The organism is Sphingomonas panaciterrae (assembly GCF_036890205.1).
GTDB lineage: Bacteria > Pseudomonadota > Alphaproteobacteria > Sphingomonadales > Sphingomonadaceae > Sphingomonas > Sphingomonas panaciterrae.
In genome coordinates, this window is the sequence record NZ_JAKNQR010000001.1 from 557,344 (window position 1) to 583,711 (window position 26,368).

Sequence of the window (26,368 nt, forward strand, 5' to 3'; positions counted from 1 at the left end):
CCATTCCCCCACCGTGGAGGATGCACGGCAGATGGCCGTGGCCGACGACGCCCCGCCCGTCTTCTACCAGACCGAAGCGGATCATCACGATCACAGCTCCGGCGGCACGATGCTGGGCTTCTGGATCTATCTGATGAGCGACGCGCTCATCTTTGCGACCCTGTTTGCCACCTATGGCGTGCTCAGCACCGGCTATGCCGGCGGGCCGGCGCCCTTCCAGATCTTCGATCTGTCGCTGGTCGCGCTGAACACCGCGATGCTGCTGATCTCCTCGATCACCTGCGGCATGGCGATGATCGCGATGGAGCGCGGCAACAAGCAGGGCACGCAGCTCTGGCTGGCGATCACCGCGCTGTTCGGCGCTGCGTTCATCGCGATCGAACTGTACGAGTTCGCCGAGCTGATCCATGAAGGCGCGACGCCGATGCGCAGCGCCTTCCTGTCGGCCTTCTTCACGCTCGTCGGCACGCACGGCCTCCACGTGTTCAGCGGCCTCATCTGGATCCTCGTGATGATCGTCCAGGTGGGTCAGCGCGGCCTCATCCCCGAGAACCGCCGCCGCCTGATGTGCCTCAGCATGTTCTGGCACCTGCTCGACGTCGTCTGGATCGGCGTCTTCACCTTCGTCTATCTGCTCGGAGTTCTGCGATGAGCACGCCCCACGCCCCGGCGCATGCGTCGGCCCACGCCCATGATCAGCACCATGACGGGCCGCCGCCCGATGGTGGCCACGGCCACGGCTCCGCCCGCGGCTATGTCATCGGCTTCCTCCTGTCGGCGGTGCTCACGGCCATTCCGTTCTGGCTGGTGATGAGCGGCACGCTGACGGCGCAGTTGACCGCAGTCATCGTGGTGGCGCTCGCCTTCGTGCAGATCATCGTGCACACGGTCTTCTTCCTGCACGTGAACCGTCAGTCGGAAGGTGGCTGGACGATGCTGACCATGCTCTTCACCCTGGTGATCGTCGCTATTGTGATCGCCGGCTCGCTGTGGATCATGTACCATCTCAACACCAACATGATGCCGATGGACGGCATCGGCATGTGATGCGGCGCGTCGCTTTCGCCGGCCTATGCCTGGCGCTCGCCATTCTGTTCGCGGGCCTGGGCATCTGGCAGGTCGAGCGACGCGCATGGAAACTCGATCTGATCGCCAAGGTGGAGGGGCGGGTCCACGCCGCACCCTCCACCCTCCCCCCGCGGGATGAATGGCAGGGCGACAACGCCTATCGCCGGGTCCGCGTGACCGGCACCTTCCTCCACGATCGCGAAACCCTGGTTCAGGCGCTCACCGCCTTGGGCGGCGGCTGGTGGGTGCTCACCCCGCTGCAGACTCAGGATGGTATCATCCTCGTCAATCGCGGCTATGTGCCCGATGACCGCCGCGACCGCGCAACCCGCCAGGCCGCGCTCCCCACCGCGCCCGTCACGGTCACCGGCCTCATGCGCGCCCCCGAACCCGGCGGCGGCTTCCTGCGCAGCAATGATCCGGCGGCCGACCGCTGGTTCTCGCGCGATGTGGCGGCGATCGCCCGCGCACGCCAGCTTGGGGCGACCGCCCCCTTCTTCATCGACGCGGACGACACGCCCAATACCGGCGGCTATCCGGTCGGTGGCCTCACCGTGATCTCCTTCCGCAACAATCACCTGTCCTATGCCGTGACCTGGTTCGCGCTGGCGCTGCTGAGCGTGGCGGGCGCGGTGATGGTCCTGCGCTCGGGCCGGCGGCGCTGATGGAAGCCCCGATCCTCGCACTGACGGGCCGCCGCTCCGACCAGGCCGGATCGTCGCGCGATTCGACCGCGGCGGAGAATATGCGCCAGCTGGTGCATCTGCGCTGGATCGCCGTCGCCGGGCAGCTCCTGACGATCCTGTTCGTCGAATATGCGCTGGGCTTTCACCTGCCGCTGCTGCCGATGCTGCTCGTCATCGCGCTTCAGGCCGGCGCCAATATCATCAGCTTCGCCCTGCTCCGTACGAAGCGGGTGCCGCGGATCGCGCTCTTGTTCGGGCTCCTGTTCGACGTCGGCTCGCTGACCGCGCAACTGTCGCTCAGCGGCGGCGCATCCAACCCGTTCGTGTCGCTCTATCTGCTGCAGGTCGTGCTGGGCGCGATCCTGCTTCAGACCTGGTCGGTCTGGGTGCTGGTCGTTCTGACCGCAATCTGTTTCGCCGGCCTCACCGTGGGCAGCCGCCCGCTCGATTACCCGCCGGAGCTTGAGCCGCTGATCGGCGACCTCACCACCTTCGGCGCATGGCTCAGCTTTGTGCTCAGCGGCGTGCTGCTGGCGATGTTCGTCACCCGCATCAGCCGCAATTTGCGCGCCCGCGACGCCTATCTCGCCGATATGCGCCAGCGTGCGGCGGAGGAGGAAGGGATCGTGCGCATGGGGCTGTTCGCCAGCGGCGCGGCGCATGAACTCGGCACCCCCCTCGCCTCGCTCGCCGTCATCCTGGGCGACTGGCGCCGCCTGCCCAAGATCGCACAGGATCCCGATCTCGCCGCCGAGCTCGATGACATGCAGGCCGAGGTGCAGCGCTGCAAGGCGATCGTCACCGATATCCTCCATTCCGCCGGGGAGCCGCGGGGCGAGGCGATGGAAAGCGTCCCGGCGGGCGCCTTCCTCGCTGACATCGTCGATGAATGGCGCCCCACGCTGGCCAGCGCGCCGCTGGTGGTGGATCTGGAAGCCCTCGGCGATGCCGCGGTGGTTGCCGGCCCCGCGCTTCGCCAGGCGATCTGGAACCTCCTCGACAATGCTGCCGAGGCGTCCCCTGCCGGGCTGACGTTACGCGCCACGCGCGACGGCGAGGAACTGGTTATCGCCGTGATCGACGACGGGCGCGGCTTTACCGAGGCGCAGCTGGCCAGCCTTGGCAAACTCTACCAGTCGGGCAAGGGGGCCGGCCACGGCGTCGGCCTGTTCCTGGCCAACAACGTTGCCCGCCGGCTCGGCGGCCGACTTGAGGCGGTGAACCGCGAAGGCGGCGGTGCGGAGGTCAGGCTGGTCCTGCCGCTCGCCCCCAAGCGGCGCTGATCGCGACAATCCGCGCCGCGCGTTTTGAAAGCGACTGCCGCACTGGTACACCATCGCCATGACCGATCAGCGCCGCCTCCTCATCGTCGAGGATGACTCGACCTTTGCGCGCACCCTGCAACGCTCCTTTGAACGGCGCGACTATGCGGTCTGGGTGGCGCAGGGCCCTGCCGAGATGGAGGCCGCGCTGGAAGAAGCGCATCCCGGCTATGCGGTGGTCGATCTGAAGCTGGGCAGCGCTTCCGGCCTCGCCTGCGTGGAACGGCTCCACGCCTTCGACCCCGCCATGCTCATCGTCGTCCTCACCGGATTTGCCAGCATCGCGACAGCGGTGGAGGCGATCAAGCTTGGCGCGTGCCATTATCTCGCAAAGCCCGCCAACACCGACGATATCGAAGCGGCGTTCGGCAAGGCCGCTCTGGGGGACGCTGCCGTGCCGATCGAAGGCCGCAGCACATCGATCAAGACGCTGGAATGGGAGCGGATCAACGAAACGCTGGCGGAAACCGGCTTCAACATTTCCGAGACCGCGCGCCGGCTCGGCATGCATCGCCGCACCCTCGCCCGCAAACTGGAAAAAAAGCCGCTGCGCTGAGCGCCGCGGCGTTAACATTTGGGTAAGCATTGTGACAGAAGGTCGACCCATGTCGCCCGCGCTTGAAGAAGAGCGCTTGCGCGCGCTGCGCACGCTTGAAGTGCTCGATACCGCGCCCGAAGCTGAGTTCGACGCGATCGTGGAGGGCGCGCGCCACCTGTTCGGCTGCTCGATGGCATTCGTCTCGCTGCTCGACGTGAACCGGCAGTGGTTCAAGGCGCGCTACGGCCTCGACGAAGCGGAAACGCCGCGGGATGCGTCGATCTGCCAGCATACGGTGGCCGCCAACGAAACCTTGGTCATCCCCGACACGCGCGCCGACCCGCGCTTCGCGACCAATCCCTTCGTCACCGGTCGGCCGCATATCCGCTTCTACGCCGGCGTCCCGCTGCGGATCAGCGCGGAGGACGGTCGCTCTCCACTCCCGATCGGCACCTTGTGCGTCGCTGATAATCGCCCGCAGACGCCACCTGCGGACAAGATCGCGTTGTTCGAAGGCATGGCGCGGGTGATAGAATCGATCCTGTCGACCCGCCGGATCAGCAATGACCGGCTGCGCCTCGCAGTCGAGCGACAGGAGGCGCTGGTCGAGATCGAGCGTGCCCAGCGGCTGCTCCAGCAGGCCGAACGTATGGCGCGCATCGGCTCGTGGCGGCTCGATCTGCAGACTGGGCGGTCGCACTGGTCGGCGCAAACCTTTGCCATCCATCATTTGCCACCCGACACCGACACTGCGGCGATCGAGCCCATGTCCTTCTACGCGCCCGGCGATCGCGCGCTGCTGCAACAGGCGCTCGTCGCCTGCAAGGCAGAAGGCCGCTCCTGGGACCTGGAGCTCGACTTCATCAACGCCGATGGCGTGCAGCGCCGCGTTCGCACGATGGGCGAGCCGGAACTGCGTGACGGCAAGGTCGTGGCAATGATCGGCGTCATCCAGGACATCACCGAACGCTACAAGGTCGAACGTCGGCTGCGGGCCTACGCGCTGACCGACGATCTCACCGGTCTTGCCAGCCGCCGCGCCTTCAACGAGCAGATTGACGAGGCGATCGTCAGCGCGCGGGAACACGCCTCCCCCCTCGCGGTGGCCATAATCGACCTCGATCGGTTCAAGGAGGTAAACGATCGCCTCGGGCATCCGGCGGGCGATGAAGTCCTGCGCGTCGTCGCGGCCCGGCTGCGCGCCGCTGATTATCTAGGCGATTATCTTGCTGCCCGCCTCGGCGGTGACGAGTTCGTCGTCCTCCTGCGCGGCACCCATGCGCGCGAGCGGCTGGCAGAGGGGATCGGCATCCTGCTGTCCGAGTTGCGCCACACGGTCAGCGCCGACGATCGGGAGATCACCGTGTCCGCCACCATCGGCGCCTGCGTCCTCGATGATGCGCACGCCGACCGCTCGACGCTGCTGAAGGGAGCGGACGAGGCATTGTACCGCGCCAAGCGGGACCGCCGCGGCACCGGCGCGATCGCCGGTCAGCCGGAGTTGCTGGCGCCGTCCGACAGCAGCGTTGCGGAGCCCGCCCGCTAGCGCCGCGCGGCCGCCCGCGTCACGACAGCGGCCGCCCCTTGCCCTTCCGGCGGCTGGTCAGATGGATCATGCCGCAGCGGTCGCAGCGATACGGCCATAGCGCCAGATCATGCGCCTGCGCGAAATCGACCGCCTCCCGCGTGTCGGCGAACCTGTGCTTGCGCCGGCAGATACTCAGCCTCGTCCGCACCCCGGCCCCACCATCCTGCGTTCGGCACGCCCCTTAGGCCGCTGTCCGCGCCGACGCTACGCAGCCACGCTGGCAGCGTAGCTCTTTTCCTCGATCAGGTCGGATTCCAGCGCCCGGTTGATCTCGCGCTTGATCGCCGCCCGCTCGTCGTTGCGCTGGTACACCGCGCGCGCCAGACGGACGAACTCGGCGCCGAAATCGCGCGCCGCTTCCTGCTCGCGGATCGCGTCTTCAATTTCCCAAAGCGTCTCGTTGACCCGCTTCAGCGCCTCGACCAGCGCGGCGACACCGCTACGGTTCAGCACTTGGGCGCCGATCGCCCGCAGGAGGCGATATTCACGCAGCACATTCTCCCGCGCCTCGGCACGAGCGATCCGGTCGCGCTTGATCTCGAGGATCGTGATCTTGTCGAGCAATTCACCCCAGGAGACGGGAACCGACGGTGCCGCAATCGTTGCCATGGTCCGACCTTTCGTTGTTGATGAGGGGGGCGTTGCGCGCCACCAGCGCGGCGTGGACGCGGGCGATCACCCCCGCCCAATCGCCGGGCGATTGCTGCACGAACAGGCGCATGCTGGGGTACCAGGGGGTGGCGGTCGCCGCCGGGTTCCAGCGCCAGTCCGGCTCCGCCTTCAGCAACAGCCAGGTCGGCCGCCCCAGCGCACCGGCAAGATGCGCGATCATTGTATCCACCGTGATGACGAGGTCGCACGCCGCCACCAGCGCGGCGGTCTCCTCCATGGTGAAGGCGCAACCCTCGGGATTGAGCACTGGCAGCGGCGATGCCTCGGGCACCAGCGTTACGCACCGGTTGGCCTCCGCGATGCCGCGCAGCAGCAGCGGATCGAACGAGCGTCCCGGATCCCAATCCCCACCCTGGTGGCACAGCCCGATCACGCCGGTCGGCAGGACATCGGGCATCACGCTGAGGTAGGGGGTGGCGACCACGTCGGGCCGGCACCGCAGGGCGAAGGGAAGCTCGGTAATCTCGATGTCGCACTCCGCCGGGGGAAGCGGATCGGCATGGTCGAACGACGCCAGCGTCACCGCGGGATCGACACTGGCCAGCAGCGAATGGAGCCGCTCGGGCGCCTCCACCGTCACGCGCCGCGCTCGCGCCGTCAGCGCCGGCAGGAAGCGGGCGAATTGCAGCGTGTCTCCCAGCCCGTGATAGCATCGCACCAGCACGTCACGCCCGTCGAAGGGCCGCCCGTCCCACACCCAACGCTGATGATAGGGCAGCCGCGGGTCATCGCGGGTGGCCGGATCACGCGCGGCAAGATCACGCGCGGACAGCGCCCAGGCGCGCGCATAGTCGCCCTCACGCATCGCCGAAATCCATTGCTGGGCGTCGTTGTCCATCAACAAAGCCGAATGTCGCGGACCGTCCACCGGTTCCATCGCGCGTCAACGCGCCGGCCACCGGGAACACCTTCAAACTCCGTTCGTTAAGCGAAACGAGGGGCCTGCGCACAGGTGCAGATGCCCGTCACTCGTCATGGCGCCGCATGTCGCGGGCCGACATCCAGGGGGCGCGATGCCGGTAGCCAATCGTTCGGACGATCAAAGACCGTATGACACCCTCAGGAGCAGCATCGCGGCGCTCGCGCCGTGGTTCCACAATATCGATCTGAACGGCGTCGCAACCGCGCCCGATCATTTTCTCGGCAATTACCCGGCGGACAAATTCGCGCGGTTCGCCTCGATCGTTCCGGCCGATCTCACCGGCAAGAGCGTGCTCGACATCGGCTGCAACGCCGGCTTCTACTCGGTGGAGATGAAACGCCGCGGCGCGGAGCGGGTAGTCGGCATCGACAGCGACGATCGCTATCTCGCGCAGGCGCGTCTCGCGACCGATGCGCTCGGCTTCACCGGCGTCGAGTTCCGCAACCTGTCGGTCTATGACGTGGCCGCGCTGGGCGAGACGTTCGACCTCGTGATCTTCATGGGCGTCCTCTACCATCTGCGCCATCCGCTGCTGGCGCTGGACCTCATCCGCGCGCATGTCGCGCGCGACGCCATGCTGTTCCAGACGCTGCAGCAGGGCTCGCCGGAGATCGCCGACGTGCCGGAGGATCACCCCTTCTTCGAACCGGGCACCTATCGCCAGCCCGCCTATTTCGACGCGCCCGGCTATCCCAAGATGCATTTCATCGAACGGCAATTCGCCGGTGACTGGACGAACTGGTGGGCGCCCAACGCCGCCGGCAGCCAGGCGATGCTGCGCGCAGCCGGCTTCTCCGTCGAGGCGCAGGCCGACGGCGATGTTTATTTCTGCCGGGTCGCACCGGTGCCGTTTGGCCAGCATGGCCCGGCGGCGGTCTATCCAGCCAAGGGGGGTACAGGTTCGTGATCGAAGCGGCGATGATCTGGAATGAGCCGAACAACAAATCGCACTGGGATCCGGAGATCGATCCCGACTGGTCGTCCTACGCCGATCACGTGATCCGCGCCGGCAATGCGATTGCCGCGATCAATCCGGCGGTCACCCGCGTGCTGGGCGGCATGTCGCCGATCGACCCCCAATGGGTGAACCGGATGCGGGCGCATGGCGCGCTTGATGCGGTGGACGTCATCGCCGTGCACGGCTTCCCGCTCGACTGGAACCTGTGGTCGATCCACGACTGGCCCAAGAAGATCGCCGAGATCGAGGAGGTCGTAACCGACAAGCCGATCTGGGTGACCGAGGTCGGCGTGGGCTCGTTCGGGGCAGAGGAAGTGCAGGTCTTTGGCGTCGAAAAGACCGCCGAGTTGCTGATCGGCCGCGTGCCCAACGTCTATTGGTATTCGCTGTTCGATCTGCCCCAGGCATGGGGCGCGACCACCCGCCACCGCGAGGCGGAAGGCTCCAGCTATTACCGCCATTTCTACATGGGCCTGATCCGCGAGGACGGGACGCCGAAGCCCGCGCTCGACGTCTATGCCCGCCACGCGGCCGACATGGGCCTGATGCAATGGTTCCACTTCGAGGATCCGCGGCTCGACGAGGCGGTCGACTGGCTGAAGCGGCTGGGCACGCGCAAGTTGCGTACCGGGCTCAGCTGGGCCGATCGCTTCCGCCCCAATGCGCTCGACTGGTTCGACCGCCAGATGGAGGCGCTGGCCGAGTTCGAGGTAACCGTCACCTTCTGCTTCACGCCCGAGCATCTCGGCGTCCAGCCGCATCACACCAGCCCGGCGCGCGATCCGCAGATGTTCGCTGATTTCTGTGCCGAGATGATCGATCGCTACGCGCCCGCGCAGTCCGGCGCCGGTCAGGCCTCGCCGCTCAAGCTCGTCGCCTCGGCCTGAGGGGCGCGCATATGAAGCCCCGTATCGGGTTCCTCGGCACCGGCTGGATCGGCCGGCACCGCATGGCTGCCATGGTGGCGACGGGGGCGGTCGATGCCGTCGCGGTCTGCGACCCCTCGCCTGAATGTATCGCGGAGGCGGCCACCATCGCCCCCACGATCCGCATCGTCGACACGCTCGACGACATGCTCGCGCTCGACATCGATGGCGTGGTCATCGCGACTCCAAGCGCGCTTCATGCCGATCAGTCGATCCAGGCGCTTCAGGCGGGGAAGGCCGTCTTCTGCCAGAAACCGCTCGGCCGAACCGCAGCGGAGGTGGATGCAGTGATCGCCGCCGCCCGCGCCGCCGACCGGCTGCTCGGCGTCGACCTGTCGTATCGCCACACCGCGGGGATGGAGGCAATCGCCGGCCTGATCCGCGAGGGCACGCTGGGCGATATCTTCGCGGTCGATCTCACGTTTCACAATGCCTACGGCCCGGACAAGCCGTGGTTCTACGATCCGGTGCAGTCGGGCGGCGGCTGTGTCGTCGACCTCGGCGTCCACCTCGTCGATCTCGCGCTCTGGACACTCAGCTTCCCCAAGGCGAGCGACGCCCATGCCGCGCTTTATGCCGGGGGACAGCCGCTCCACCCCGGCTCGGTGGAGGATTATGCCAGCGCCAGCTTCACCGCGGGCGGCGCCACCGTCCGCCTCACCTGTTCCTGGCGCCTCCACGCCGGGCAGGATGCGGTGATCGCCGCCGATTTCTACGGCACGCAGGGCGGGGCCGGCTTCCGCAATGTCGGCGGCAGCTTCTATGATTTCACCGCCGATCATTTCACCGGCACGGCCACTCACCGCCTGACCGACGGGCCGGATGACTGGGGCGGCCGTGCCGCCGCCGCCTGGGCGCAGCAGCTTGCGCACAGTCACCGTTACGATCCCGCCGCCGATCATTTCGCCCGCTCCGCGGAGGTGCTCGACCTCATCTACGGGCGCTAGACGGCATGGCGGCGCGCCCGGCAGGTCCACGCAAGGTCGGTGTCCTGACCTTCCACCGCTCGATCAACTACGGCTCCTACTGGCAGGCGCGCTGCCTGGTGGAGGGGCTGCGCGCGCGCGGGCTGGATGCCGAACTGCTGGATCACCGCTCGCGCTGCGTGGAATGGCGCGAGGCGCGCAACGCCTTTCAGCCGACCCTGCCGGCGCGCACCGATCCGCGACATTTCGCGGCGCTTGGCCGCAAGACCCGCGCCTTGATCGCCGCGGTAGACGCCTTGCCCCTGTCGCCGCCCTTCCCGCTGCGAAACCCGGCGCAGGCCCCGCATTATGACGCCGTGGTGGTCGGCAGCGATGAAGTCTGGAACTTCCGCCACCCCTGGTATTCGGGCGAGCCGATCTTCTTCGGTGATCGCCTCCCCGCCGATCGGCTCGTCTCCTACGCCGCCAGCGTCGGCAACCACGACGTGGCCGACGGCATCGACGGCCCGTGGCTCGATCGACTTCGCCGTTTCGATGCGCTGTCGGTGCGGGACGAGAACAGCCGCGCCCTGCTCGCGCCGCTCGCCGCTGATCAGGGGAGGGCTGCAGGCGGCCCGCCCCTCGTGCTCGATCCCTGCCTCCAGTTTCCCGGCGTCATTCCCGATGCTGCAGCCTCGGGTCCGAGCCGCTACGCCCTCATCTACGGCCACAGCTTCCCCGACTGGTACACCGCGCAGCTGCGGCGCTGGGCCGACCGCAGCGGCACCCGCCTCGTCGCGGTGGGCTACCCCAGCCCGGTCGCGGACGAGGCCAGGATCGATGCCGGCCCGGCCGAATTTTCCGCTCTGTTCGCCGGTGCCGCCGCAGTCGCGACCAATTTCTTCCACGGCTGCGTCTTTGCGATCCGACACCACCGCCCGTTCGTCTGCGCCGCCTCACCCTATCGCCGCAACAAGGTGCAGGATCTCACCAACATGCTTGGCCTCGAACGGCACCTCGTCACGGCGGCGGTGAGCAACGATGATTTCGCCGACCGCCTCGGCGCCCTCCCCGCCGGCCTGCCCGATCGCCTCGCGACGGAGCGGGCCAGCTCGGCGCGCTTCCTTGATCATGCCCTCGCCTGAGGCGCTCACCCCCGCCGACATCGTCGAATCCGGCCTGTGCATCGGCTGCGGTGGCTGCGCGACCCGCGGCATGACATGGGACCGCTACGGCCAGCGCAAGCCAAGCACCGCCACGCTGACGGATCACGAAGCCGGCCACGCCCCGCCGCCCGCCGCCTTTGCGGCCACCTGCCCCTTCTCGCCCGGCGCCCGCAACGAGGATCAACTCGCCCTCGCCCGCTTCCCCGCCGCGCCGCATCACGATCCCCGCCTCGGCCGCTACGAGGCCAATTATGTGGGCCACGCCGATCAGCCGCCTTTTCGGGAGCGCGGCAGCTCCGGCGGCATGGTCAGCTGGGTCGCCGCCGACCTGCTTGCTTCCGGGGCAATCGACGGCGTCGCGCACGTCATCCCGTCAACGGGCGATCGCCTGTTCCATTACCGCATATCGCGCACCGCCGATCAGATCCTGGAGGGCGCGCGCTCGCGCTACTATCCGGTCGATCTGGCGGAGGTGCTGGCCGAGATCCGCGCCACCCCCGGCCGCTACGCGATCGTCGGCGTGCCTTGCTTCATCAAGGCGGTCAGCCTGCTGCGGGAGCAGGATCCCGTCCTGAACGACCGCATCACCCATCTTCTCGGCCTGTTCTGTGGTCATATGAAAAGCGCCGCCTTTGTCGACAGTTTCGCCTGGCAGCTGGGGGTTGAGCGCGACACCGTGCGCGCGGTCGAGTATCGCCGCAAGGATCCCGATCGCCCCGCCAATTGGTACACCGCGCACCTGACGCTCGATGATGGCACGGCCCGCTGGCAGGACTGGTTCCACCTCGCCGATGGCGATTGGGGCGCCGGCTTCTTTCAGAACAGCGCCTGCGATGCGTGCGACGACGTCGTCGCCGAATGCGCCGATGTCTCCTTCGGGGACGCCTGGGTGGAACCCTATTCCTCCGACGGCCGCGGTACCAATGTGGTGATCGTCCGTTCGCCTGAGGTTGCGGCGCGCATCACCGCCGCCATCACCGACGGCCGTCTCGCGCTGACGGGCGTCGATGCCGATTTCATTGCCGGCACGCAGGCTGCCGGCTTTCGCCAGCGTCGTGAGGGGCTGGCGTATCGCCTCACCTGGCAGAAACGCCGCGTCACGCCGGTGAAGCGCGTCGCGCCCCGCGCTACGGGCCACCCGCCCCGCCGCCGCGCCATCTACCGCACCCGCGCCGCGATCGCGCGCTGGAGCCACCGCATGGCATGGCTCGCCCGGCGACTGAACCAGCCGTGGATCTACACCCGCTGGGCCGCCGCCAGCCTCTACGTCTACCAGGCACTCGCCTACAAACGCGGCCGCCTCGGGCGCCTTCTCGCCCGCCTCGACGGCGCAGAGGGCTGAGCCCAGCCCCGCCAAGGCGAGCCCTTTTCGCATCAAACGCTGGGCCGCGCCGCGGCAAAGACACCGGCGGGGGCCGCACCCTCATGCAGCCGCGGTTAGCCGTGGAACGTGCCGCCATCACCCGCTTGCACGCCATGTGGCAGTTTTATCACAAAAAATCTTAAAGTCCCGTTTTTGGACAACAGTCTATTGCGATCAGCCGCCAAAACGGCTTCTCGGGCTCTCCCGCATTCAGGGAATTGAAAAAAAGAGGGTTTTTAGTCGATGCGTACTTTCCACTGGTTGTCAGCGACTGCGCTGGCGACCGCCGCCGTCATGTTGCCGGGCGTTGCGCTGGCGCAGAGCGAGCCCCAGTCCGGCGATGCGTCGACTGTTGGTGCCGCTACCGGTGAGCAGGAAGCTGATCAGTCCGGCGAAGCGATTGTCGTTACCGGTTCGCGTATCCGTCGTCCCAACGACGATTCGCCGACGCCGATCACGACGTTTGATTCGCAGCAGATTTTCTCGACCGGTCGCGTCGCGGTTGGCGACGCGTTGAACCAGCTTCCGCAATTCCGTTCGTCGCTCGGCTCGCAGAACTCCACCTCGGGCCTCGGCGTTCGCGGCGTGAACTTCCTCGACCTGCGCTCGCTGGGTCGCGCTCGTACGCTGGTGCTCGTCAATGGCCGCCGCCATGTGTCGGCCGACATCATCAACAACGGCAACGCCGTCGACATCAACGCGATGCCGACCGACCTGATCGAGAACATCGAAGTCGTCACCGGCGGTGCGTCGTCGGCCGTCTACGGTTCGGACGCGATCGCGGGTGTGGTCAACTTCAAGCTGAAGCGTGACTATGACGGTATCGCGCTTCGCGGTCAGACCGGCATCAGCGACTATGGCGATGCGGGCAACCAGTATCTCTCGCTCGTCGCCGGCAAGAACTTCGCCGACGGCCGCGGCAACATCGCGTTCAACGCCGAATTCGCCCATCAGAGCGACTATTACGCATCGGGCCGTCCGAACCTGCGTCAGAACGACGCCTTCATCGTTGTCGACACTGACACCGGCGCTGCGTTCGACGATCGTCCGGATCGCGTTTTCTACCGTGACCTGCGCGGCGCGACGATTTCGCTGGGTGGTCAGCTCGGCTTCCGTCAGGGCGCCAACCCGGGTTGCGGCGTCGACGCCGTCGGCTCGGCCTTCACCTGCGGCTACCTGTTCGACCGCAATGGCAACCTGACGCCGCAGACCGGCGAGCGGGTCGGCCTGGGCCCGAACGGCAACTACATCGGTGGCAATGGCACGACGAGCCGCGAAGGCCGCCTGACCGCGCTTTCCCCCGACGTGAAGCGTTACGTCTTCAACGCGCTCGGCCATTTCGAAGTGTCTGAGGGCTTCGTTCCCTTCTTCGAAGCCAAGTACGTCCGCACCGAAGCACGCGGCTCGCAGAGCGGTCCGTTCTTCTCGCAGGGCCAGACGCTCTCCGACGGCGTGGCGATCGCAGGGTTCACCGACCGTTCCTACTCGAACGCGGGATCCGGCTCCGTCAACCGTGAAGGCATCCGCCTCGACAACCCGTATCTGAACGCGGCTGCCCGCGCGACGATCGCTGGTCAGCTTCGCAACTCGATCGTTTCGGGTGTGAACCCGAACACGGGCGCCGCATTCAGCGGTGCGTCCGCCGCCGCCAACCAGGCAGCAGCGCTGGCCCAGGTCGATGCCGGCACCTATCGTTTCAGCCTGCGTCGCAACTGGCTCGACCTCGGCATCCGCGACGAGCAGATCGAGCGTGATACCTTCCGCATCGTCGGTGGTGTCCGCGGCGATTTCAACGACGACTGGACCTACGAAGTTTCGGTGAACTACGGTGAGCACCGCGAAAACAATCTGATCGTCGGCAACGTGAACACCCAGCGCTACCTGCTGGCGCTGGACACGACGCGCAACGCCGCTGGTCAGATCGTCTGCCGTGCGCAGGTCGACGGCGCCTATGCCGGCAGCGACCTGGGTGGCAATCCGGCACAGCTCGCGGCCGATATCGCCGCCTGCGTTCCGCTCAACCCGTTCGGCGAGGGCTCGGTCAGCCAGGCCGCGCGCAACTACATCCTGTCGCCGACCGAAGCATCGGGCAAGGCAACGCAGCTGGTCGTCAACGGCTTCGTCGCGGGTGACTCCAGCCAGCTGTTCGAACTGCCCGGTGGCCCGGTCGGCTTCTCGGTTGGTGGCGAATATCGTCGGGAAACGCTGACCTATGACCTCGATCCGCTGACCCAGGCGGGCTACAACTTCTACAACGCGATCCCGAGCTTCCGCTCGCCGGCGTTCGAAGTGAAGGAAGCGTTCGGCGAATTGTCGATCCCGCTTCTGAAGGACGTGTTCCTGTTCAAGGAACTGACCATCTCGGGTGCGGCCCGCGTCGCGGACTACACCGGTTCGGTCGGCACGGTCGTGGCGTGGAACGGCAATGCCACCTGGCGCCCGGTCGACGACCTGCTGCTGCGTGGTGGTTACTCGCGCTCGGTGCGTTCGCCGTATCTGGGTGAGCAGTATTCGCCGCTCGGCCAGAACTACACCGCTGCTCCGAACGATCCGTGCTCGGCGCGCAACATCAACACTGGTTCCGCAACGCGCCCCGCGAACTGCGAGGCGGCCGGTCGTCCGGCAGGTTATGACTTCGTCTACACCTCGTCGCTGGAAATCCAGAGCGGTGGCAACCGTCAGCTTGAGGCGGAAACGTCCAACTCGCTGACGCTGGGCGGTGTCTTCTCGCCGCGCTTCGTGCCGGGTCTGTCGCTGTCGGTCGATTACTACGACATCACGGTGAACAACGTGATCACGTCGCCGACGGTCCAGCAGGCCTTGAACGCGTGCTACGACGCACCGAACCTGAACAACCAGTTCTGTGATCTGTTCACCCGCGCTGGCGCCAATGGTGGTCCGAACGGCGAAGAAGCGTTCCGGGTCATCGAGGGATCGTTCCAGGATCTTCCGCAGAACTATGCCCGCTTCAAGACGCGCGGCATCGACACGCAGCTCGCGTATAACCGCGACTTCGGCTTCATGCGGGCGAACTTCAAGGCGGTCTGGACTCACCTGATCCAGCTCGACCAGTTCACCGATCCGTCGCGTCCGGAATTCAAGAACGTCCTGACGAGCGAGCTCAGCTATCCAAAGGATCAGGTGATCGCGTTCACCGACCTGCGCTTCGGCAAGTTCACGCTCGGCCACACGATCCGCTGGATCGACGGCATGTATCTGAACACCTTCGAAGACTATAACAGCGTGAACGGTCAGCCGCCGCAGAACCCGGACTATGCGACGATCCGCAAGTATCCGTCGGTTGTGTACAACGACATCCGCTTCGGCGTCGACGTGGAAGACAATTTCACGCTCGACTTCGGCGTCAACAACGTTGGCGACGTCAAGCCGCCGTACGGTCTGACCGGCATCACCACCGGCTCGGGTATCTACGACAACCGCGGCCGCTTCTTCTACGCGGGCTTCCGCGCACGCTTCTGATCCATCGATCAGATTGCACTTTTGGAGGGGTCGGCCATGCCGGCCCCTCTTTTTTTGTGCCACGAGCCGGTTCGTCGTTCAGCCTTGGCGGGTGTGAGGCTCAGCACAGCGGCTGACGAATGACAGGAGCCCTACCCGCACGGGCAAAAGATACCTTTCCGTCCGCCGCTGGCATCCCCCGCCCCCGCTTCCTACATCTCCGGTCTATCCTCCCGACCGGAACGGAAGTAGAACTAAACGCATGCTGACTCACATCTCCGTCCGCGGCGCGCGCGAGCACAACTTGAAGGACGTAAGCGTCGATATCCCCCGGGATACGCTGACGGTGATCACTGGCCTCTCTGGCTCGGGCAAGTCGAGCCTCGCGTTCGACACCATCTATGCCGAGGGTCAGCGCCGCTACGTCGAGTCCCTGTCCGCCTACGCCCGCCAGTTCCTCGAACTGATGCAGAAGCCGGACGTCGATCATATCGAGGGGCTCTCGCCTGCGATCTCGATCGAGCAGAAGACGACCAGCCGCAACCCGCGCTCCACCGTCGCGACGGTGACCGAGATCTACGATTACATGCGCCTCCTCTGGGCGCGTGTCGGCATCCCCTATTCGCCCGTCACCGGGGAGCCGATCGCGGCGCAGACCGTCAGCCAGATGGTCGACCGGGTCATGGCGCTGCCCGAAGGCACGCGGCTCTACCTCCTCGCCCCCGTCGTGCGCGGCCGCAAGGGTGAGTATCGCAAGGAAATGGCCGAGTGGCAGAAGGCCGGCTTCACCCGCGTACGGATCGACGGCGAGATCCACGAGATCGAGGACGCGCCCGCGCTCGACAAGAAGTACAAGCATGACATCGAGGTCGTGGTCGATCGCCTCGCAGTGAACGCGGACATCGCCACCCGCCTCGCCGACAGTTTCGAGACCGCGCTGAAGCTCGCCGACGGCCTTGCCTATGTCGATCTCGCCGACGGCGTCGTGCCGGGGCGCGAGGATGAGGCCGCGTCCGGCGGCGCGATGAAGAACGCCGGCATCCCCGCCAACCGCATCGTCTTCTCCGAGAAGTTCGCTTGCCCGGTCAGCGGCTTCACCATCGCCGAGATCGAGCCGCGCCTCTTCTCCTTCAACGCCCCCCAGGGCGCCTGCCCGGCCTGTGACGGCCTCGGCGAAAAGCTGATCTTCGACGAGGATCTCGTCGTCCCCAACCACGCGCTCACCATCAAGAAGGGCGCCGTCGTCCCCTGGGCGAAGTCCAACCCGCCCTCACCCTATTACATGCAAGTGCTCGGCTCCCTCGCCCGCGCCTATGATTTCAGCCTCGACACCCCCTGGGCCGAGCTTCCGGAGGAGGTGCGGAACATCATCCTCCACGGCACCAAGGGAAAGGCGGTCACCCTCACCTTCATCGACGGCAAGAAGAGCTACGACGTCAGCAAGCCGTTCGAGGGGGTCATCGGCAATCTCAATCGCCGCATGCTCCAGACCGAGAGCGCGTGGATGAAGGAGGAGCTCGGCAAGTACCAGTCGTCCCAGCCGTGCGAGGTCTGCCACGGCGCCCGCCTGAAGCCCGAGGCGCTGGCGGTAAAGGTCGCGATGCAGGACATCAGTCACGCGACCCACCTCTCGGTGGTCGACGCGCTCGCCTTCTTCACCGACCTCCCCAATCACCTCAACGACCAGCAGCGCGCCATCGCGGAGCGCATCCTCAAGGAAATCGTCGAGCGGCTGGGCTTCCTCAACAACGTCGGCCTCGACTATCTCAACCTCGATCGCACCTCCGGCACCCTGTCGGGCGGCGAGAGCCAGCGCATCCGCCTCGCCAGCCAGATCGGCAGCGGCCTCTCCGGCGTCCTCTACGTCCTCGACGAGCCCTCGATCGGCCTGCATCAGCGTGACAACGACATGCTGCTCGCCACGCTCCGCCGCCTGCGCGATCTCGGCAACACCGTCCTCGTCGTCGAGCATGACGAGGATGCGATCCGCACCGCCGATTACGTGATCGACATGGGCCCCGGCGCCGGCGTCCACGGCGGCCAGATCGTCGCGCAGGGCACGCTCAAGCAGCTCCTGAAATCCAAGGGCAGCGTCACCGCCGATTACCTCAACGGCACCCGCGAGGTCCCCGTCCCGGCCAAGCGCCGCAAGGGCTCGGGCAAGAAGCTGACGGTGCACAACGCCACCGCTAACAACCTGACCGGCGTCACCGCCTCGATCCCGCTCGGCACCTTCACCTGCATCACCGGCGTCTCCGGCTCGGGCAAGTCGAGCTTCACCATCGACACGCTCTACGCCGCCGCCGCCCGCGCGCTGAACGGCGCGCGCATCCTCGCCGGCAAGCACGACAAGGTCACCGGGCTGCAGCATCTCGACAAGGTGATCGACATCGATCAGTCGCCGATCGGCCGCACCCCGCGCTCGAACCCGGCGACCTATACCGGCGCCTTCACCCAGATCCGCGACTGGTTCGCCGGCCTGCCGGAGGCGCAGGCGCGCGGCTACAAGCCCGGCCGCTTCTCGTTCAACGTCAAGGGCGGCCGGTGCGAGGCGTGCCAGGGCGATGGCGTGCTCAAGATCGAGATGCACTTCCTCCCCGACGTCTACGTCACCTGCGACGTGTGCCACGGCGCGCGCTACAATCGCGAGACGCTGGAGGTGAAGTTCAAGGGCCACTCGATCGCCGACGTGCTCGACATGACGGTCGAGGACGCGGCGGAGTTCTTCAAGGCCGTGCCCCCGATCCGCGACAAGATGGCGATGCTGGTCGAGGTGGGCCTCGGCTACATCAAGGTCGGCCAGCAGGCGACGACGCTGTCGGGCGGCGAGGCGCAGCGCGTGAAGCTCGCCAAGGAACTCTCCCGCCGCGCCACCGGCAACACGCTCTACATCCTCGACGAGCCGACCACGGGCCTGCATTTCGAGGACGTGCGCAAGCTCCTCGAAGTGCTCCACGCCCTCGTCGAACAGGGCAACACCGTGGTGGTGATCGAGCACAACCTGGACGTCATCAAGACCGCTGACTGGGTGCTGGATTTGGGGCCGGAAGGCGGCGTCAAGGGCGGCGAGATCGTTGCCGAAGGCACGCCGGAAGTGGTGGCGCAGGAGCCGCGGAGCTTTACGGGGAAGTATCTGGCGCCGTTGTTGGGGAAGCGGGAGGCTGTGGCGGCGGAGTGAGTAGGATGTGCTGCCAACCGTTAGCCTATGAAGTGATTGCTTCCACCCGATTTTGATGCACTATAGTCGATCACTTCAGGCGAGCGACATCTTTGGCAAAAGGTAAAAAGCGAAAACGGGCTGGGGAGGGCACACGCCTTGAAGATCATCACCGCGAGGGAAAACGCTTAATCCCCCCCTACGCCAGACTCCCGGCTTCGGTGTCCCTTTCTTCATGGAGAGATGAACGGCTCCCTGAATTGGTTTGGGTCGCATTGATTTGCTCAAGTTTTGAACGAGAGCAGTATCTAGAAATTTTCAGGACCTTGGCTTCCTCCGCGAAGTCACATGGCGAGCTGAAATTTGACGGGATGGGACATTCCCAGCTTGCCATGTTGAGCGGCGGCGAGTTTGATGCACTTCTTGCACCAGTACTTCAAAACGGTGCAGTGCTGGCCAAACTCACCCCATTGCGCCTTCTTCCAGCGCTACCCGACAGAGAACACTGGCTCCGTCACCTTTCGGAACTAGAGGACACAGAGGCAGGGTGGCTGGCGCTGGCGGAAGCAATAGCGCCAAATCTATGGCACCAATCGGAGTCGGCAACGGATATCAGATGGCTGAGAGTGCTGACAATGATGTCGGCGGGTAAAATGATCTACCCGGAGCACATGGCGGATTTAGCTAATGAGATTGTAGCATATCCTCAGCTTGGGGATATGCGGAACGTAAGACCTTCCATTCGAGCCGCAGAAATGGCTTTTTGCCATCTCAACGTCAAAGATCGATTATCAGACTGGCCAGAAGTGTTTTGGAAGAATTGCCTAACCTCTACGAAATGCATCTCAGCCCCGTTAAGGTCACCTGACAGCGTTGACGTTTCTGAGATGATCGACGAAGCGGTCCGGCTGTACGCACGCGTATCCGAGCACTTTCATAGCTCCATAACAACGACAGATATTGATGATCGCTTGGATGGCGTTTTCGGCTTGTCTCTATACGCTCTTGTCGTTCAGGTGACGATGTTGTCGTCGGGCTCCCATCAAAGATTACAGGGCCGTTTACTTCTTAGAACATTGGTCGAGGTTTACATTACGCTAGCTTTTCTAATTCGCAAAGATGAGTCTGTGTTCTGGAAGCGCTACAGAAATTACGGCAATGGGCAGGCTAAGCTAGCCTACCTCAAACTGCTAGATCTCGACAGCAATGAGACGCCCTCTTACGTTCAGTCCAATGAACTGGAGCAGCTCGCGAATGAGGATCGGTGGCAGGAGTTTGTCGAAATAGACCTTGGAAGCTGGTCTAAACTCGATTTGCGTAAAATGAGTGAGGAGGCGGGTGTCAAAGATGTATACGACAGGTTTTATACCTGGCCATCTGGTTACATTCATGGGCAGTGGGCCGCAGTCCGCGATACTGTCTTAGACCTTTGCGTTAACCCCTTGCATCGGTACCATAGAATACCTTCGCCACCTCGCTTCGACATGGGCAGTGTGGCGCCAGACGGCGTCAAGTTAATAAACTTAGTACTAGATCTTCTGAATCAAGCTTATCCATCTTTTAGACACCGCGCCAAGGTTAAAGAAGGGGTTCCTGCACAAGGGGAAGTAGAGGCGCAATAAGGCAGGCCGCCAAACTGGTGAACTGCACCGCCTCGGCAACCAAGCCGATCCGTCGCTACTCATCCGAGCCCCGCCGCTTTCCGCAGCGCCTCGTTCATCCGCGCCTGCCACCCCGGCCCGCCCTCGCGTAACTTATCGATCACGTCGGGATCGAGCCGCAGCGTCACCTGCCGCTTCGCCGTGCCGCGCAGCGGCGGGCGGCCGCCTCGGCCAGTTCCCCGTCAGTTCCGGCACGTCATCCGGATCAATCCCCCGTCCGACATGCTCAACCTCCCGCCGCTGCATGCGCCGCGTCGAACTCACCCGAACATCATCGTCAGCGGAACCACCGCGATCGCCCTCCGTTGGCCCTGTCCCACGCCCCAGCCTTCGGAGATTAACATGGATTACAAGAAGTTAGGCTTCGGCCTCGGCCTATTCTCGATCGCGCTCGGCGTGGCGGAGCTGGTCGCGGCGCGGCGGATCACGCGCTCGCTCGATGCCGAGGGGCATGAGACATTGGTGAAGGCATTCGGCGCACGCGAATTGCTCGCCGGCGCCAACCTGCTCGTCGCCCCCGCCGTCGCCGCCAACGTCTGGAACCGCGCCGCCGGGGACGTCATGGATATCGCCGCCGCCGGCGCTGCCGTCCGCAACAGCCCGAAGAACGGCGCCGCCTGGGGCACGCTGGCCTTTGTCGTCGGCGCGCTGGTGCTCGATACCTGGGTCGCGCGCGGACTGGACAAGCAGACGGGCAAGACCTTCCCCGTCGACGCCGGCCCCCTCGCCGCCTAGGCACTCCCCGCGGCAGGATCAGGCGCCGCCGCGCCCGCCCCGACGGGGGCGTCAGCGCTCCGCCTGATCCGGCCCGTCCGGGGCCGCGAACCGCGCCGCCAGCGCCGCGACATCCTCGCCCGGCGCCACCACCAGCCACTCGCCCGGCCGACGCGTGTCCACCACCGTCACCGCATTCTTCGGGCACAGGCCAAGGCACTTCACCTCGACCACGCCGACCTGCGCCTTGCGCTTCTTGCCGAACCCCGGCTCCCGCCGCAGCGCCTTGGCCAGCCCGTCGCGCCCCTTCGCGCCAAAGCCGCCATCGACCTTGCGGGAGCATTTGGCGCACACCAGCACCGCATCGGTCCAGTTGGATTTGGCGCGTTTCACGCCGGCTTCCAGGTCCGCCGTTCCTCGGCGGTGCGCAGCACCTCATAGGCCGCCTGGATCGCCTGAAAGCGCTTGGCCGCCTCCGCGTCGCCCGGGCGCACATCGGGGTGGTTGGTCTTGGCCAGCCGCCGCCACGCCAGCCGCACGTCGTCGAACGTCGCGTCCGTCTCCAGCTCCAGCACCTCCAGCGCGCGCATCTCGTCGCGCGATCGGCTGCCGTCGCCCGATCCGGCCCAGCTCTGGTAGCGCGATTGCTCATAGCCCGACGCATCGCGCCGCTCGGCCTGCTCGCGCGCCGCCGCTTCCTCGGCGTCCAGCCCTTCGAAGTAATTCCAGCCGCGGTTATATTCCGCCGCATGCGTCTGGCAGAAATACCAGCGTTCGGGGCTGTTGGGGGATTTGGGGGCGGGGCAATTGCCCGGCTCGTCACAGCCATGCCGGTCGCACAGCCGCACGGCAGTCGCTTCACGGGATGCGCCATAACTGCGCCAGCGGGGAAAGCCCCAGTCGTTGGATCGGGAGGAACGCGCCATTGCGACCGATCTAGCGATTGCGGGCCAAAGGTTAAAGGTGACACCAGAGGGCCTGTAAGCCGGGTTCTGTCCCCCCTTGCGGGATAGGCGACCATTCCTCTCGGCGCGCCGTTGCCGACGCGCTCCAGCAACCAACCCGGGCAGCAGGTGGGAACACACCCCGGGGATCAAGTCCCCATGCCGCCCCTATTCGGTCTTGCTCCCGGTGGGGTTTGCCATGCCGCCGCCGTTACCGGCCGCGCGGTGCGCTTTTACCGCACCCTTTCACCCTTGCCCGGCCGAAGCCTTCATCTGAAAGATTGGGCGGTCTGCTCTCTGTGGCACTTTCCCTGGGGTCACCCCCGGCGGGCGTTACCCGCCACCGTTGTTCCATGGAGCCCGGACTTTCCTCGGCGTGGGACAGGCCCACGACGCGGCCGCCCGGCCCTCTGGTGTGCGCGCGGCTGTAGCGTGGCGGCGCGGGATTGCAATCATGCCCGTGTGCGCCACTTCGGATCGCCCACCACATTCTCCTGCGGCATCGGGCTGATCCAGCGGTACATCATGCCGCCGATCGCCCCGCCGATCAGCGGCGCGACCCAGAACAGCCATAGCTGCGCCATCGCCCATCCGCCGACGATCAACGCCGGCCCGGTGCTGCGCGCCGGATTGACGGAGGTATTGGTCACCGGGATGCTGATGAGGTGGATCAGCGTCAGCGCCAGGCCGATCGCGATCGGCGCGAACTGCACCGGCGCCCGGCCATGCGTTGCGCCCATGATGACGAACAGGAACCCCGCCGTCAGCACCAGCTCGCTGATCCACGCCGCGGTCAGCGAATAGCCGCCCGGCGAATGTGCGCCATAGCCATTGGCGGCAAATCCCGACGTCGCCAGGTCGAACCCCGGCGCCCCGATCGCGATCAGGTACAGCACAAACGCGCCCAGGATTCCGCCGATCACCTGCGCGACGATATAGGGCAGGATGTCGATCACCGGGAACCGCCCGCCGACCGCCAGCCCCACGGTGACCGCCGGGTTCAGGTGGCATCCCGAAACATGGCCGATGGCATAGGCCATGGTCAGCACGGTCAGCCCGAACGCCAGCGACACGCCGGCAAAGCCGATCCCCAGTTCGGGAAAGGCGGCCGCCAGCACCGCCGACCCGCACCCCCCGAACGTCAACCAGAACGTGCCGATCAGTTCGGCTGCATATTTGCGAAAATTCTCCACGCTTTCTCTCCGACCAGCGCCGCTGGGGCGAAGGAAACAGGGAAAGTCTGCGCAGTGAAATTGGGGGATTGCCCCAGCCGCGGCGGCCCGGCGAACCGCGCCTAATCGTCCCCCTGCGGCTTGGGCAGCAGCAACGCGAGCAGGATCATGCGGCATTCCGCGTCGATCTCGCCGTCGATCAGTTCGGGCCGGAACCGCCGTTGGAACGCGACGATCGCCGCCATCTTGTCGCTCACGTCATAGCCGAACCGCTCCAGCGCCAGCAGGAACGCCGCCTCGCCCCACATCGGGTCCATCAGGTTCCGGGTCGGTCGCGGCAGCGCCAGCCGAAGCCGTGCCAGCTTGCCCCAGGGAAACAGCTCGCCCGGGTCACGCTTGCGCGCCGGTGCAATGTCGGAATGCGCGACGATGTTGCCGCGGGTGATCTCGTACCGGTCCTTGATCGCATGGACCAGCCGGATCACCGCATCGACCTGCGCGTCCGGGAACGGGCGATAGCCGAATTCATGCCCCGGGTTGACGATCTCGATCCCGATGGAGGCGGAATTGACGTCGGTGATCCCGCGCCAATGCGACTTGCCGGCATGCCACGCACGCTTCTCCTCCGGCACCAGCCGCAGGATCGTGCCGTCCTCCTCCACCACATAATGGGCGGAAACCTTGGCCTCGGGATCGCGCAACCGCGCGATGGCGGACGGGCCGTCCACCATGCCGGTATAATGGAGCACGATCATCGTGATCGGCAGCGTGCGCTCGTCGAAATTGGGCGATGGCGCCTCGATTGGCGTCATGGTTACTCCTGCGGGCCGCTCGTCACCAACCCGCCTTACAACGCGCGCCCGCTGCCCGCCATGCCGTTCAGCGCGGCGGCAACAGCTCATAGAGGCCGCGGAACTGCTTGCTCGGCGCGAAGCGGTCCGACTGGCCGATCACCGTCTCGCCTGCCCCTAGCATCAACAGCCCGCCCGGCTTCAGGCTGCGCGCAATCGTTTCCAGCACGCGCGGCCGCAACTCCGGCGCCAGGTAGAACAGCACGTTGCGGCAGAATACCGCATCCAGCCGCCCCGCCGGCGCGGGATCAAGCACCAGGTTGCTGCGCCGCCACGATATGCCGCGCACCAGGGCGGGCTGCGCGATCCAATCATCGCCCTCCTGGTCGAACCAGCGCACCATGCGGCCGATCGGCAACCCGCGCTGGATTTCGAAATGCGAAAAGCGCCCCGTGCGGGCCCGTGCGATGGCGGTTGCCGATACATCGCTGGCGATGATCTCGGGGGCCGGGCCGCCACGCTCGGCAAAGGCGATCGCCAGCGACAGCGGCTCCTGCCCCGTCGCGCATCCCGCGCACCAGATCCGCGGCGTGGCTTCAGTGCTGGCAGCAATCGCCGCGGCCGCCGCGACGATGACGTCGCCGTCGCGAAAGAAGGACGTCTCCTGGTTCAGCAGCGCGTCGACGATGCGGTCCGCCAGCGCGGGGTTGCGCCCGTCGCTCACCTGCCCGACCAGCTCGTCGACGGAGGCGGCACCATTGGCGGTGGCCAGCGGGCGCAGCGCGGTATCGATCCGCCACGCGCGATTGGCGGCGATCTGCTGCCCAGTCCGGTTTTCGAGCAGGGTCGCCAGCGCAGCCACCGTCGCGGGGCTCGCCTGCGGTGCGATCATCACCTGGCTCAACGGCATGGTACGGCCACCATCTGCCCGGCCACCACGCCGCCGATCGCCTCGGGCGTCAGCACCGCGTCCGCCAGGCCCGCGGCGGCGACCGCACCCGGCATCCCCCATACGACGCTACTGGCGCGATCCTGCACCACCACCGTGCCGCCCGCCTCGCGCACCGCGCGCGCCCCGTCCAGTCCATCGCGTCCCATGCCGCTCAGCACGATCGCGAGCAGCCGCGCGCCGTAGCGGGCAGCGGCGCTTTCGAACATCGGGTCGACCGACGGCAGGTTGCCGTTCGCCACCGGCACCTGCGACAGCCGCACATTGGTCCGCCCGCTGCGCAGCGGCGCAACGGTCAGATGCGCGTCGCCCGGTGCCAGCACGATCATGTCCGGCTCCAGCGTCATCCGCTCGGTCGCCACGACACACCGCCGCCCGACCGCGCTTTCCAGCTGCCGTGCGAAATGCGGCACGAACGCCTGCGGCAGATGCTGCGTCACCATCACCGGCGCGCGGAACGTCGCCGGCAGGTCACGCAGCACGTTGTTCAGCGCATGGATGCCGCCGGTTGAGGCACCGATCGCCACCGCGTCAAACGGTCGCGCCGCGAGCCGCGCGATGGGGGCGCCGCCGCCCATCGGCTCGCCAGGATCGGTCAGCCGCGCGATCTTCTCGGCCAGTGCCTTGGCGAAACTGCCGGCGGAAATGCTGCGCCCGGGCTTTACCAGCGTATCCGCCGCCCCGAGCGCCAGCGCCTGAACGGTCGCCGCCGCCCCGGCGTCCGCCGCCGAGGAGACGACCAACACGCGAGCGCCGCGCCCCGCCGCCAGCAGGTCCGGCAGTCCGCTCAGCCCGTCGATCCCCGGCATCTCGAGGTCGAGCAGAATCACGTCGACCGTCTCGGTGGCAAGAAACTCAAGCGCCGCCGGCACATCGGCCACCGCACCCGCCACCTCGCACGCGCCATCGTCGCTGGCGATCCGTGCCAGCACCGTGCGCGCGACCACCGAATCGTCGACGATCAATATCCGGCACCCGCCGGCACGCACCGGATGGAGAACCGCTCGGCTCGCCACGGTTCAGGCGAGACCGACGATCTGCAGCTTGCTTTGCAGCGTCTCGCGATCGAACGGCTTCATCACATATTCGTCCGCGCCCGCCTCGATCGCGGCGCGGATATGCGCCACGCCATTCTCGGTGGTGCAGAACACGACCTTGGGCCGCGGCGACACGTCGGTCTCGCGCAGCGCGCGCAGGAATTCCATCCCGCTCATCACCGGCATGTTCCAGTCGAGCAGGATCACGTCGGGGATGCTGGCGTTGCACGCGTCCAGCGCCTCGCGCCCGTCCGCTGCCTCGCTGACCGAGAAATCGAGCCCCTCCAGGATGTGGCGGGCGACCTTTCGGATCACTTTCGAATCGTCGACCACCAGACACGATTTCATCACGATACCCCTACAACCTGTT

The 26,368-nt window shown here is 66.2% G+C and carries 26 protein-coding genes and 1 other RNA gene; 15 read left to right on the plus strand and 12 right to left on the minus strand.

Annotation, left to right across the window (positions count from 1 at the left end; all coding sequences use genetic code 11):
* Positions 1 to 31 precede the first annotated feature (31 nt).
* From cyoC to L8F96_RS02725, 6 genes are read left to right on the plus strand one after another with little or no spacing between them, the layout of a single operon-like run.
* The gene (gene cyoC, locus L8F96_RS02700; RefSeq protein ID WP_334655625.1) at positions 32 to 652 is read left to right on the plus strand and encodes a cytochrome o ubiquinol oxidase subunit III; all 621 of its coding nucleotides are present in this window, start codon (positions 32 to 34) and stop codon (positions 650 to 652) included.
* Positions 649 to 1,047, plus strand: coding sequence for a cytochrome o ubiquinol oxidase subunit IV (cyoD, locus tag L8F96_RS02705; RefSeq protein WP_125945553.1), 399 nt, complete (start codon positions 649 to 651; stop codon positions 1,045 to 1,047). Before cyoC ends, cyoD begins: the two co-directional genes overlap by 4 nt.
* Complete coding sequence (locus L8F96_RS02710; protein WP_296218511.1) at positions 1,047 to 1,733, plus strand: SURF1 family protein; 687 nt, start codon at positions 1,047 to 1,049, stop codon at positions 1,731 to 1,733. Before cyoD ends, L8F96_RS02710 begins: the two co-directional genes overlap by 1 nt.
* Positions 1,733 to 3,037, plus strand: a complete 1,305-nt coding sequence (locus tag L8F96_RS02715) for an ATP-binding protein (protein WP_046408630.1) — start codon at positions 1,733 to 1,735, stop codon at positions 3,035 to 3,037. The genes L8F96_RS02710 and L8F96_RS02715 overlap by 1 nt, the downstream gene beginning before the upstream one ends.
* 58 nt (positions 3,038 to 3,095) lie before the next feature.
* Positions 3,096 to 3,632, plus strand: a complete 537-nt coding sequence (locus tag L8F96_RS02720; RefSeq protein WP_046408628.1) for a response regulator transcription factor — start codon at positions 3,096 to 3,098, stop codon at positions 3,630 to 3,632.
* A 49-nt stretch (positions 3,633 to 3,681) separates the two neighbouring features.
* Positions 3,682 to 5,160 (plus strand): diguanylate cyclase domain-containing protein, encoded by a 1,479-nt coding sequence (locus L8F96_RS02725; protein ID WP_334654954.1) that lies wholly within the window; start codon positions 3,682 to 3,684, stop codon positions 5,158 to 5,160.
* A gap of 19 nt (positions 5,161 to 5,179) precedes the next feature.
* Here L8F96_RS02725 and L8F96_RS02730 read toward each other — a convergent pair whose 3' ends face one another.
* Genes L8F96_RS02730 through L8F96_RS02740 form a run of 3 tightly spaced genes read right to left on the minus strand, consistent with a single transcriptional unit; the run spans position 5,180 to position 6,712 of the window.
* Positions 5,180 to 5,350 (minus strand): hypothetical protein, encoded by a 171-nt coding sequence (locus tag L8F96_RS02730; RefSeq protein WP_334654955.1) that lies wholly within the window; start codon positions 5,348 to 5,350, stop codon positions 5,180 to 5,182.
* A gap of 56 nt (positions 5,351 to 5,406) precedes the next feature.
* Positions 5,407 to 5,811, minus strand: a complete 405-nt coding sequence (locus L8F96_RS02735) for a DUF6165 family protein (protein ID WP_046408625.1) — start codon at positions 5,809 to 5,811, stop codon at positions 5,407 to 5,409.
* On the minus strand, positions 5,768 to 6,712 hold the full coding sequence (locus tag L8F96_RS02740) for a glycosyltransferase family 9 protein (protein WP_334654956.1): 945 nt from the start codon (positions 6,710 to 6,712) through the stop codon (positions 5,768 to 5,770). Before L8F96_RS02740 ends, L8F96_RS02735 begins: the two co-directional genes overlap by 44 nt.
* Positions 6,713 to 6,887: 175 nt before the next feature.
* On the opposite strand from L8F96_RS02740, the gene L8F96_RS02745 reads away from it, so the two are divergent.
* The 8 genes from L8F96_RS02745 (at position 6,888) to L8F96_RS02780 (ending at position 20,352) form a co-directional block, all read left to right on the plus strand.
* On the plus strand, positions 6,888 to 7,703 hold the full coding sequence (locus L8F96_RS02745) for a TIGR04290 family methyltransferase (RefSeq protein WP_334654957.1): 816 nt from the start codon (positions 6,888 to 6,890) through the stop codon (positions 7,701 to 7,703).
* Complete coding sequence (locus tag L8F96_RS02750) at positions 7,700 to 8,641, plus strand: glycosyl hydrolase (RefSeq protein WP_046408623.1); 942 nt, start codon at positions 7,700 to 7,702, stop codon at positions 8,639 to 8,641. The genes L8F96_RS02745 and L8F96_RS02750 overlap by 4 nt, the downstream gene beginning before the upstream one ends.
* Positions 8,642 to 8,652: 11 nt before the next feature.
* The gene (locus L8F96_RS02755; protein ID WP_334654958.1) at positions 8,653 to 9,627 is read left to right on the plus strand and encodes a Gfo/Idh/MocA family protein; all 975 of its coding nucleotides are present in this window, start codon (positions 8,653 to 8,655) and stop codon (positions 9,625 to 9,627) included.
* Positions 9,628 to 9,632: 5 nt separating this feature from the next.
* Positions 9,633 to 10,730, plus strand: a complete 1,098-nt coding sequence (locus tag L8F96_RS02760) for a polysaccharide pyruvyl transferase family protein (RefSeq protein ID WP_334654959.1) — start codon at positions 9,633 to 9,635, stop codon at positions 10,728 to 10,730.
* Positions 10,717 to 12,093, plus strand: a complete 1,377-nt coding sequence (locus L8F96_RS02765; RefSeq protein ID WP_334655626.1) for a Coenzyme F420 hydrogenase/dehydrogenase, beta subunit C-terminal domain — start codon at positions 10,717 to 10,719, stop codon at positions 12,091 to 12,093. Before L8F96_RS02760 ends, L8F96_RS02765 begins: the two co-directional genes overlap by 14 nt.
* Before the next feature lie 264 nt (positions 12,094 to 12,357).
* Positions 12,358 to 15,594, plus strand: coding sequence for a TonB-dependent receptor domain-containing protein (locus tag L8F96_RS02770; protein ID WP_186313907.1), 3,237 nt, complete (start codon positions 12,358 to 12,360; stop codon positions 15,592 to 15,594).
* 241 nt (positions 15,595 to 15,835) lie between these two features.
* Entirely contained in the window at positions 15,836 to 18,751 is a 2,916-nt protein-coding gene (gene uvrA / locus L8F96_RS02775) for an excinuclease ABC subunit UvrA (RefSeq protein ID WP_334654960.1), read from the plus strand.
* 239 nt (positions 18,752 to 18,990) lie between these two features.
* A complete protein-coding gene (locus L8F96_RS02780; protein ID WP_334654961.1) occupies positions 18,991 to 20,352 on the plus strand; it encodes a DUF5677 domain-containing protein in 1,362 nt (453 codons plus the stop codon).
* Positions 20,353 to 20,411: 59 nt separating this feature from the next.
* Here the strand turns inward: L8F96_RS02780 and L8F96_RS02785 are convergent, their stop codons facing one another.
* A complete protein-coding gene (locus tag L8F96_RS02785) occupies positions 20,412 to 20,519 on the minus strand; it encodes a BrnA antitoxin family protein (RefSeq protein WP_417158926.1) in 108 nt (35 codons plus the stop codon).
* 214 nt (positions 20,520 to 20,733) lie between these two features.
* Here L8F96_RS02785 and L8F96_RS02790 point away from each other — a divergent pair, with 214 nt between their 5' ends.
* The gene (locus L8F96_RS02790; RefSeq protein WP_334654962.1) at positions 20,734 to 21,126 is read left to right on the plus strand and encodes a hypothetical protein; all 393 of its coding nucleotides are present in this window, start codon (positions 20,734 to 20,736) and stop codon (positions 21,124 to 21,126) included.
* Positions 21,127 to 21,177: 51 nt separating this feature from the next.
* Here the strand turns inward: L8F96_RS02790 and L8F96_RS02795 are convergent, their stop codons facing one another.
* The 8 genes from L8F96_RS02795 to L8F96_RS02830 all read right to left on the minus strand — a co-directional run bounded on the left by L8F96_RS02795 (position 21,178) and on the right by L8F96_RS02830 (position 26,346).
* Positions 21,178 to 21,498: a (2Fe-2S) ferredoxin domain-containing protein gene (locus L8F96_RS02795; protein WP_334654963.1), complete on the minus strand. Its 321-nt coding sequence runs from the start codon at positions 21,496 to 21,498 to the stop codon at positions 21,178 to 21,180.
* On the minus strand, positions 21,495 to 22,031 hold the full coding sequence (locus L8F96_RS02800) for a J domain-containing protein (protein ID WP_046408614.1): 537 nt from the start codon (positions 22,029 to 22,031) through the stop codon (positions 21,495 to 21,497). The genes L8F96_RS02795 and L8F96_RS02800 overlap by 4 nt, the downstream gene beginning before the upstream one ends.
* A 39-nt stretch (positions 22,032 to 22,070) precedes the next feature.
* An RNA gene (gene rnpB, locus L8F96_RS02805) (RNase P RNA component class A) lies at positions 22,071 to 22,463 on the minus strand.
* Between the two features lie 38 nt (positions 22,464 to 22,501).
* Complete coding sequence (aqpZ, locus tag L8F96_RS02810; RefSeq protein ID WP_296218538.1) at positions 22,502 to 23,242, minus strand: aquaporin Z; 741 nt, start codon at positions 23,240 to 23,242, stop codon at positions 22,502 to 22,504.
* A gap of 101 nt (positions 23,243 to 23,343) precedes the next feature.
* Entirely contained in the window at positions 23,344 to 24,033 is a 690-nt protein-coding gene (locus L8F96_RS02815) for an N-acetylmuramoyl-L-alanine amidase (RefSeq protein ID WP_296218540.1), read from the minus strand.
* Positions 24,034 to 24,100: 67 nt separating this feature from the next.
* Positions 24,101 to 24,904 (minus strand): CheR family methyltransferase, encoded by an 804-nt coding sequence (locus L8F96_RS02820; protein WP_206430541.1) that lies wholly within the window; start codon positions 24,902 to 24,904, stop codon positions 24,101 to 24,103.
* Between the two features lie 8 nt (positions 24,905 to 24,912).
* Positions 24,913 to 25,926: a chemotaxis protein CheB gene (locus tag L8F96_RS02825; RefSeq protein WP_331386561.1), complete on the minus strand. Its 1,014-nt coding sequence runs from the start codon at positions 25,924 to 25,926 to the stop codon at positions 24,913 to 24,915.
* Positions 25,927 to 25,980: 54 nt separating this feature from the next.
* The gene (locus L8F96_RS02830; RefSeq protein ID WP_046408610.1) at positions 25,981 to 26,346 is read right to left on the minus strand and encodes a response regulator; all 366 of its coding nucleotides are present in this window, start codon (positions 26,344 to 26,346) and stop codon (positions 25,981 to 25,983) included.
* Positions 26,347 to 26,368 lie beyond the last annotated feature (22 nt).

What these genes read in the sequence shown, in the direction of transcription:
- cyoC (WP_334655625.1), top strand. Translation starts at nt 32, where the DNA reads ATGGCCGTGGCCGACGACGCCCCGCCCGTCTTCTACCAGACCGAAGCG.
- cyoD (WP_125945553.1), top strand. Translation starts at nt 649, where the DNA reads ATGAGCACGCCCCACGCCCCGGCGCATGCGTCGGCCCACGCCCATGAT.
- L8F96_RS02710 (WP_296218511.1), top strand. Translation starts at nt 1,047, where the DNA reads ATGCGGCGCGTCGCTTTCGCCGGCCTATGCCTGGCGCTCGCCATTCTG.
- L8F96_RS02715 (WP_046408630.1), top strand. Translation starts at nt 1,733, where the DNA reads ATGGAAGCCCCGATCCTCGCACTGACGGGCCGCCGCTCCGACCAGGCC.
- L8F96_RS02720 (WP_046408628.1), top strand. Translation starts at nt 3,096, where the DNA reads ATGACCGATCAGCGCCGCCTCCTCATCGTCGAGGATGACTCGACCTTT.
- L8F96_RS02725 (WP_334654954.1), top strand. Translation starts at nt 3,682, where the DNA reads ATGTCGCCCGCGCTTGAAGAAGAGCGCTTGCGCGCGCTGCGCACGCTT.
- L8F96_RS02735 (WP_046408625.1), bottom strand. Translation starts at nt 5,811, where the DNA reads ATGGCAACGATTGCGGCACCGTCGGTTCCCGTCTCCTGGGGTGAATTG.
- L8F96_RS02740 (WP_334654956.1), bottom strand. Translation starts at nt 6,712, where the DNA reads ATGGACAACGACGCCCAGCAATGGATTTCGGCGATGCGTGAGGGCGAC.
- L8F96_RS02745 (WP_334654957.1), top strand. Translation starts at nt 6,888, where the DNA reads ATGCCGGTAGCCAATCGTTCGGACGATCAAAGACCGTATGACACCCTC.
- L8F96_RS02755 (WP_334654958.1), top strand. Translation starts at nt 8,653, where the DNA reads ATGAAGCCCCGTATCGGGTTCCTCGGCACCGGCTGGATCGGCCGGCAC.
- L8F96_RS02760 (WP_334654959.1), top strand. Translation starts at nt 9,633, where the DNA reads ATGGCGGCGCGCCCGGCAGGTCCACGCAAGGTCGGTGTCCTGACCTTC.
- L8F96_RS02765 (WP_334655626.1), top strand. Translation starts at nt 10,717, where the DNA reads ATGCCCTCGCCTGAGGCGCTCACCCCCGCCGACATCGTCGAATCCGGC.
- L8F96_RS02770 (WP_186313907.1), top strand. Translation starts at nt 12,358, where the DNA reads ATGCGTACTTTCCACTGGTTGTCAGCGACTGCGCTGGCGACCGCCGCC.
- uvrA (WP_334654960.1), top strand. Translation starts at nt 15,836, where the DNA reads ATGCTGACTCACATCTCCGTCCGCGGCGCGCGCGAGCACAACTTGAAG.
- L8F96_RS02790 (WP_334654962.1), top strand. Translation starts at nt 20,734, where the DNA reads ATGGATTACAAGAAGTTAGGCTTCGGCCTCGGCCTATTCTCGATCGCG.
- L8F96_RS02800 (WP_046408614.1), bottom strand. Translation starts at nt 22,031, where the DNA reads ATGGCGCGTTCCTCCCGATCCAACGACTGGGGCTTTCCCCGCTGGCGC.
- L8F96_RS02815 (WP_296218540.1), bottom strand. Translation starts at nt 24,033, where the DNA reads ATGACGCCAATCGAGGCGCCATCGCCCAATTTCGACGAGCGCACGCTG.
- L8F96_RS02820 (WP_206430541.1), bottom strand. Translation starts at nt 24,904, where the DNA reads ATGATCGCACCGCAGGCGAGCCCCGCGACGGTGGCTGCGCTGGCGACC.
- L8F96_RS02830 (WP_046408610.1), bottom strand. Translation starts at nt 26,346, where the DNA reads ATGAAATCGTGTCTGGTGGTCGACGATTCGAAAGTGATCCGAAAGGTC.